General features: G+C 63.8%; 7 protein-coding genes. 2 read left to right on the top strand and 5 right to left on the bottom strand.

Annotated features, from left to right (window positions below; all coding sequences use genetic code 11):
* Positions 1 to 266 precede the first annotated feature (266 nt).
* Complete coding sequence (locus tag AC1DSN_RS15915) at positions 267 to 1,808, bottom strand: cation:proton antiporter (protein ID WP_477296211.1); 1,542 nt, start codon at positions 1,806 to 1,808, stop codon at positions 267 to 269.
* Between the two features lie 87 nt (positions 1,809 to 1,895).
* The gene (locus AC1DSN_RS15910; RefSeq protein ID WP_477296212.1) at positions 1,896 to 2,480 is read right to left on the bottom strand and encodes a hypothetical protein; all 585 of its coding nucleotides are present in this window, start codon (positions 2,478 to 2,480) and stop codon (positions 1,896 to 1,898) included.
* Positions 2,481 to 2,856: 376 nt separating this feature from the next.
* Here AC1DSN_RS15910 and AC1DSN_RS15905 point away from each other — a divergent pair, with 376 nt between their 5' ends.
* Entirely contained in the window at positions 2,857 to 3,522 is a 666-nt protein-coding gene (locus AC1DSN_RS15905) for a hypothetical protein (RefSeq protein ID WP_477331595.1), read from the top strand.
* Between the two features lie 157 nt (positions 3,523 to 3,679).
* Positions 3,680 to 4,288, top strand: a complete 609-nt coding sequence (locus AC1DSN_RS15900; protein ID WP_477296214.1) for a hypothetical protein — start codon at positions 3,680 to 3,682, stop codon at positions 4,286 to 4,288.
* 12 nt (positions 4,289 to 4,300) lie between these two features.
* On the opposite strand, the gene AC1DSN_RS15895 is transcribed toward AC1DSN_RS15900, so the two are convergent.
* The 3 genes from AC1DSN_RS15895 to AC1DSN_RS15885 form a co-directional block, all read right to left on the bottom strand.
* Complete coding sequence (locus tag AC1DSN_RS15895; RefSeq protein ID WP_063574308.1) at positions 4,301 to 4,930, bottom strand: energy transducer TonB; 630 nt, start codon at positions 4,928 to 4,930, stop codon at positions 4,301 to 4,303.
* A gap of 351 nt (positions 4,931 to 5,281) precedes the next feature.
* On the bottom strand, positions 5,282 to 6,616 hold the full coding sequence (locus tag AC1DSN_RS15890) for a replication-associated recombination protein A (protein WP_477331593.1): 1,335 nt from the start codon (positions 6,614 to 6,616) through the stop codon (positions 5,282 to 5,284).
* Between the two features lie 56 nt (positions 6,617 to 6,672).
* Positions 6,673 to 7,176: DUF3999 family protein (locus tag AC1DSN_RS15885; protein ID WP_477331591.1), on the bottom strand; the 504-nt coding region annotated here is incomplete at its 5' end.

Genomic DNA, 7,176 nt, shown 5'->3' with positions numbered 1-7,176 from the left:
GCTCGGCGAAGTGCATGGATGCACCCTGCGGTATAAAAGTGACCTCGGCGGCGACGTCCGTGTTTCCCTGCATGATCAATCCCCGCCAGTTACCCGTCGGCTGTACGGCAAGCGCGACAGCGGGCATCACGGACAGCAGCGCAGCCGCGCCGAGCGTCTTCAACGTATTCGAAACCATGGATTTCCCCCTTAGGAAATGAGTCGTGCGGCATCCTAGTGGGAAAGCGCACCGCCATGACCACGTCTCCGGCAAATACCTCGCCCGCTTAGCCACCGCTGATGCGCGTGGCCTCGGCCGGCAGCACCGTCAGTTCGCGCCAGTCCAGCTGCTCGAGCAGGAAGTTGTAGTCGTCGTCGCTGAGCTGGAAGGCCAGCCGGCAGCGCTCCAGTTCGGCGCGCTGGGCGGCCACCGCCGCCTGGGACAACGCGCAGTGCCGGTCGAAAGCCTCGGCGCGGGCCGGTTCGTCCAGGGCGTCGGCCTCGATGCGGTAGAGCGCGGCAAGGCGCTTGCCCTCCTCGTCCGCTTCCACGGCCATGCACTCCAGCGCCGCCTTCACCAGACCCAGCCTCACGGCTCGTAGTTCCTGCTCGCCCGCGGAGCGTCTGTCGAGGCCGAGCAGGCGGATCACAGGTGCCAGGGTCAGGCCCTGCACCACCAGCGTCACCAGCACCACCGAAAATGCCGTGAGCACCACGGTGTCTCGCTGCGGAAAGTTGTCCGGCAGGATGAAGGCGGTCGCCAGAGTGACCAGGCCACGCATGCCACACCAGCCGGCCAGCGCCGCCTGCTGCCAGCTGGCGGGCGATTCCCGACCACGAAGTGCCCGGTACCAGACGACCGTGCGGTTGACCGCAAGCGCAAAGGCGATGCGTACGACCACGACGATGACGGTGACGATGCCCGCAAACACCAGCGCCTGCCGAAGATGTTCGCCACCCATGCCACCGACGATGCGCCGCGCCTGCAGGCCCATCAGCAGGAAGGCGGTGACATTGAGCACGAACACCACCGCGCCCCACACCGCGTACGACTGCACACGCAAGCGCGGCGAGCTCGGGTGTGATCGACGACTGGCAACCGTCATCGCCATGGCGACGACAGCAAGCACGGGCGAGACGTGCAGATGCTCAGCGACGATCCAAACGAGGAACGTGTTGACGAACTGGAACAGGTTGCTGTCCAGCGCGCCTGAGATGTACCGCGTCGCATACGGCAGCAGCCATCCGACCAGGACGCCGAACAGCACGCCGCCCGGCGCCGCCAGCGCAAAGCCAACCACCTGTGGCGCCGTCACCGCGCCCGCCGTCTGCACCGACAACGCCACGCCGAACAACAACAGCGCCGCTGCATCGTTGAACAGACTTTCACCGCGAATGATCGCGTCGGTGTTACGCGGAATGGACATGCCCGAGAGAATCGCCGTGGCGGCCGCGGCATCCGGCGGGGCGACGATGGCGCCGAGCACCAGCGCTGCGGCGAACGGCAGGCCGGCAAGCGCCCAGCCCGCCCAGGCGACGAGCAAGGCCGTCAGCAACACACCACCGAGCGCCAGGTTGACCAGTGGCACCCAGAAACGCTTCGCCCGATGCACCGGGAAATCGAAAGCCGCATCCATCAAGGCCGGCGCGATGAACAACGGCAACGCCGTACGCGGATCGATCGGAAAATCCGGCGCACCCGGCAGCAACGCCACCGCAACACCAGCCAACGCGAGCATCGAGGGATACGGTAACGACAGGCGCCGCGCGACCTGTAGCAGCACGACGGCTGCGGCGAGCAGGAGCAGGAGGCTTTCGAAAACAGTCACGCGAGACGCCCCTCAAGGTTTCATGCCTGGAGGGTACGTCTCGCAGCCGGGCGAGGCTACTGATCGTTGGCTAGTGGTGTCGCGAGATCACTTCGCCGCAAAGCCACGCTTCACGCCCCTGCCCAACCACCAGCCCATCACCGCCCCGGCCAGCAGCCAACCAAAGGCCTGCTCGATCAACGTGCCGAAGGTGTAGGCCATCGGGAACCGGTACCAGTTCCAGAACGGCACTGCCAGCGACAGCCAGGCAAAGACGCCGAAAGCAAGGCCCGTATAAAGCCCACGAATGGCATTGACCACCGAGCGGATGAGGATGAATGCAATCAGCAAGGCTGCAAGCGTGTCGGACAACCATTGGTGAAACAGGTTGTAGCCCATCGCCATGTAGTCGCGGCCGTAGGGCGCATAGACGATGAAGGCGAAGGGCGAGGACTTGGCCTTGATGGAGAAGGCCTCCTTGGCCTTGGGGTCGTCGCCCTTGGCCATGTCGAAATACGGCAACACGTAGATCGCATGCTCGGCCGGAAGATTGTCGTGCAGCGCAGCAATCACCTTGTCTTCGTTGACCGGCGCCCGAAACGACATCTCGCCGATCGGCAGCACCATGTGCGCGAACGCACCCCAGAGGAACATCACAAGCCCGCCAAGCAAGGCGGCTATGGCAATGCGCATGGTCCTTCTCCGTGGCCGAGGTGGTTCGAGGGTACGTCCGGACCGGGGCCGCGCGATATCGGTCTTTTGGGAGGGTCCGCCACAACATAGCCCCCCACCCAACTTCCCGATAAGCTCCCCCCACACACCGGGAAGGGTGATCCCGGTGCACAGCAATGGATGAAAGGGGAATTCGATGCAGTGCAATTATTGTGGTGAGAACCTCGCGCCGGCAGCAGACGTGTGTCCGATTTGCCAGGGGGCAGCGCCGTCGCCTCTTGGCTCGCCCTCAGCTGCGGTGTACGCCCAGTCGGCCAAGAAGAAAGAAAGCAAAGACATCTCGCAGCTGACGTGCCTGCTGATCGCCCTGCCGATCTTCGCGGTCGACTGGCTGCGAATGAACGCGGCCAAGCCTGACGACGTGCCTTTTACGCTGGGCCAGGTGTTGGGCCATGCGCTCATGGCCTCGTTCGTGGCGTGGCTCATCAGCAAGTTTGCGAAGACACGTTTCCGACTAACGTGGATCATTACGCTCCCTATCGTCGTCGTGATCACGATGGCGCAGTCGCTGGGGGCCGAGTCCACAGACGCCGTTTCGACGGGTCCGTTGGCGCTACCGAAGGTCACATGGCCAGCAGGCTGGACACCCGCCGCGCCCGTACAACCGCCCGGCGTGGATGGCCTCATCGAGACCGCGATGTTGGTCGCGAACGGGCGAAACACGGCATCGCTCTCAATCATGCTGACGCGACACCCACGCCTTGGTGCCCTGTCCGACGAGGCCAAAGACATGATCCTCGGGCACTCCGACGCGGCTTCAAAGAAGGGCATAACGTTGTCGTCCTCGGTGCCAACCGAAAGCACGTGGCTAGGCAACCCCGCCCAGCAATATGACGTCACCATGGAGAATCAGGTGCGAACACGTCAACGAACGATTGTGACGCGTGGATCTCCGACCATCTCGTGCTCGGTGAGTTACGCGGCGATCGACACGGACTTCGAGAAATACCTGCCCGAGTTTGAAAAAATGAAAAGCCAGTTTGTCTGCCCCGACCACACCTAGACCAGCCCCTAGGTTGTGGCCCCCGGCAAGGCTCTTTGTAGGAGCCGATTCATCGGCGATCCCGCGTAAGCGGGCACGTTTGCCGCGAGCACCCCTTCGCCGATGAATCGGCTCCTACAACATGCGCTAGCGCAACACGGACGACAAAGGTCATGGAATGAAGTACGTCGCATGGACGCTGCTGGTCGTGATCAGCGTTCTCGCCGCCATCACCGGACTGAAGATGCTGGGCGCGTTCTCCAGGCCGCCTCAGCACGTGCCCGCGACCGTCGTGAAATCCCGGGTGCATCACGCACGAAGGCCCCCGCCGGACCCGATGCCACCGCTGAGCCTGCCATGGCCCGCCGGCTGGGAGGTCACGCCGGACGACGGCGGTCAGCGTCCTTATGCCAGGCAGATCACCGCCCGCCTGAAGAAAAACGGCAAGACCATTGCATCCATCGACGCGGCGATCGGATGGGTAGACCCGCCTGATCCGCTCGAAAATTTCATTGACGACCTGATCGAAGGAGATGTCGTCTCGGCAAGAAAAGGCAGGCAGGCCCTGGCAAGACCCTCACCCGAGCAGGGAACCTGGCGAGGTCAACCTTCGGTCCAATATGAGATCTCGTACGTGTCCGAGGGCGATCCCATGCGTCGCCGTCTTGTCGTGACAAAAGGCACCGGTTCGCTGCTATGCATGATGGTCATCAAAGCCACCGGGAAGAACTTCGAGAAGAACCTGCCCATATTCGAACATCTGATGGACCAGTTCCCCTGCCCTTGATCGGCGCCAAGTTCAAGGCAGYGCCATCGTCGCTCCCACGCCCAGCGAGAACGTTACGGGAAACCTCACGTAACTGGTGGCGAACTGTCCGTTCGCGATGAGAGCGCGGAATTCGGCACTCTCTGCGTTCTTTCGCGCCGCCTTGTCGAGTTCTTCAAAGCCACTACTCTTTGTGACTTCGACTTTCTCGATCGACGAGTCCGCGTTAACCTTCACGAGGAGCATAACGGCACCTTCATGCCGTTCTCTCACCGCCACGTACGGGAATTTCAAGGGCGCCTTCCACAGAAGGACGGCCGGCGAATCGGTCATGGGGAGCAGGACCTTGCGGCTAGCGACACACTCTTTCATCGCAACGGCGTAAAAGTCGATGTACATCGCGTGCTCTGGTTCGGCGTAAGCCGCCTCGGTCAGGCGTTTGTCTTCATCGGCTAACGGACCGCGCCGCACGTTCACGTCGATCTCCTTGAGGGCGGTTTCCAGCGGAACGCCCTGCTCCCGCGCGGCATGCGCTTTGGCGGACATCGACGCCGATGCTGCGCAGTAGGACACCAGTTGCTCCTGCGATATCGTCTCCGCTGCAGCGGACGTGTGGATCCCAACGAGCGCCACCAGCGTGACGCCACTCATCCAGGCCTTCATATCGTCCCCTGATAATCCTGGCCCCCGCCAGATCGGGCCATCGTAGCCGCAAGCGGGAGTGACCTTCCAGAGGCCTATGTCGGATAGCGCTCCATCTGTAGGAGCCGATTTATCGGCGATTGGGTGCTTGCGACACAGCGGCAACCTGGCCCTGCTGCCGCGGGGATCGCCGACGAATCGGCTCCTACCGAGCGGGGTGTGCCTTGGCTTGGTAGGAGCCGATTTATCGGCGATGGGTGCTTGCGATACCGCGGTAATCTGGCCCGCTGTCGCTGGATCGCCGATGAATCGGCTCCTACGACAGCAATAGCAATAGCAATAGCAATATCAATAGCAACGGCAACGGCGGGGTTATTGGGGTTTCTTTTCGCGGGCGGCTGCTCGGGCGGCGCGGAGGGCGGCTAGTTTTTCGCCTAGCTTTAGCTCTAGTCCACGATCGACCGGCTCGTAGAACGTCATGCCGACGAGTTCGTCCGGCAGGCATTGTTGATCGAGCGCGACGCCACCTTCGGCGTCATGGTCGTACTGATACCCGCTCCCGTACCCCAGGCCTTTCATCAACTTGGTAGGCGCGTTGCGCAGGTGCATCGGCACGTCGAGCGTGCCCATCTGCTTCACCGTCGCCTTCGCCTTGTTGAACGCCATGTACGCCGCATTGCTCTTCGGCGAAATCGCCAGCCAGATGGCCAACTGCGCAAGACCAAGCTCACCCTCAGGGCTACCCAGACGTTCGAACGTATCCCACGCATCGAGCGCCATCCGCCAGGCGCGCGGCTCGGCGAGGCCCACGTCTTCCACGGCCATGCGCGTCATCCGACGCGCGAGATAGAGCGGATCGCAGCCACCATCGAGCATGCGCGTGAGCCAGTACACGGCGGCATCCGGATCCGAGGAGCGCACGGACTTATGCAGTGCCGAGATCTGGTCGTAAAACTGCTCGCCACTCTTGTCGAAGCGACGCGTACGATCGGCGAGTACCTGCTCGAGCGTGGCGTCGTCGATGTGTCCGCCCTCGGCGAGCTCGGCGGCGATTTCCAGCAGCGTGAGTGCACGACGTACGTCGCCGTCCGCGGCGCTGGCGATCATACGTAGCGAGGCGTCTTCGACCGAAAGGTCGAGGTCGCCGAGCCCGCGTTCGCTATCGGCCAGTGCGCGACGCAACGCGGCGACGATGTCATCCGGACTGACCGAGTCCAGCACGTGCACGCGGCAACGCGACAGCAACGCGGAGTTGAGTTCGAACGAGGGATTTTCCGTCGTGGCGCCGACGAAGATGATGACGCCACGCTCGATGTGCGGCAGGAAGGCATCCTGCTGGGCCTTGTTGAATCGGTGCACCTCGTCGACAAACAGCACGGTGCGGCGACCCTGCGCGAAGTTGCCTTCGGCTTCGGCCAGCGCCTTGCRCACGTCCGGCAGGCCACTCATCACCGCGGAGATCGCGCGGAAATCCGCGTCCGCATAGCGCGCCACGAGCAGGGCCAGCGTGGTCTTGCCGCAGCCGGGCGGTCCCCACAGGATCATGGAGTGCACCTTGCCTGCTTCGAGCGCACGGCGCAGGGGTTTGCCTTCGCCAGCCACGCGCTGCTGCCCGACGATTTCGTCGAGGCTGCGCGGACGCATGCGCTCGGCCAGGGGCTTCAGGGCTTCGGGTTCGGCGAAAAGGCCGGGGGACTGAAAAGACATGGGACTCGGTGCCGACGGTGAGCGCGCATTATCGCGCGTTCACCGTGCAGGCGGGCTCAAGGCGCTTCACGCGGCCCGGTGGGCGGCTTCCGCAGCAGGCTGACGGCCATGCCGCCGACCACCAGCACGCCCAGGGCGAGCACCACCCAGAGGATGACCCGGGTCCAGTCGAAGGGCCCTACTGGCGTGACCAGGGCCTTTTCTCCCTCCATGCGCACGCCAGGGCCGGTCGTGGCCTGGGCGGGTCGCCAGCCCTCGGGCTGTTGCTTGCGCAGGCTAGCGAGGGCATTGGCGATGGGCCAGGGCGGACGGCTCTCGATGTGGCTGCCGACGAACAGCTGGTGCGGCGGCGGCCCCTCAGGCAAGAAAACGAAGCGATCCGGCACCCAACCCAGCGCGAGGTGTGGTGGCTCGCGCAGCGGGGTGGCCGAGTGCAGGCGCAAGGCGTCGCGGCGGCCCGCCGGGATGTTGAGCGTGGTGCTGCCATCCCCCTGCCCGGAGGTGACGACGAGCGTGCCTAGCGATTCGCTCAGGTGAGTTCCTTCGAGGGACATCGCATC

The sequence above is a fragment of the Luteibacter sp. P4_D7_3 genome (genome assembly GCF_056401735.1).
The sequence above is the reverse complement of the archived record's forward strand: the minus strand, read 5'-3'. Positions and strand labels throughout refer to the sequence as shown.